This is a genomic window from Pseudoalteromonas sp. GW168-MNA-CIBAN-0100 (assembly GCF_040309225.1).
Classification (GTDB): domain Bacteria; phylum Pseudomonadota; class Gammaproteobacteria; order Enterobacterales; family Alteromonadaceae; genus Pseudoalteromonas; species Pseudoalteromonas arctica.
This window is the reverse complement of record NZ_JBEOOL010000126.1, coordinates 1-452: the sequence shown is the minus strand read 5'-3', so window position 1 is coordinate 452 and position 452 is coordinate 1. Positions and strand designations below refer to the sequence as shown.

Sequence of the window (452 nt, the reverse complement as noted above, 5' to 3'; positions counted from 1 at the left end):
CACCCAAGCTGGTAATTGAAAAGCTTAATGCCAGCATTGCAATTAATAAAGAGGTAGCGCAACTACTGGCCGCCGAGCAACCATTAAAAATAATAATTAGCACTAATAACAAAGGCGCGCAGCTAGACGTTATCAATCGCTTTGTTGACTCCGTGCATACACAACCCATAACTCAAGCAAAACTAGCAAGTTTACTTGCGCAAAATTTGCCAAATGCACAGCTACAAGCAACCCCTAAATTTGCAATTTTAACGCATGCACAACAAGCAGGTTCATTTAAGCTTAATATAAACAATAATCAACTTAACCAACTTTCGCATACCGTAACAAACGTAAACTTGAGCAGCCAAGCCAACAAACTGTTAATTAAAACTAATATAAACAGTACCACTGTCATACTTAAAAACTCGTTCACAAAACCGTTTAATCAACTAATTTCGGCGCAGCAAAGC

At 38.3% G+C, this 452-nt stretch carries 1 pseudogene; it reads left to right on the top strand.

What is annotated here, in order from left to right:
- Window positions 1-452 (top strand): annotated as a pseudogene (locus AAEY62_RS20345) (flagellar hook-length control protein FliK); the annotation flags it as partial.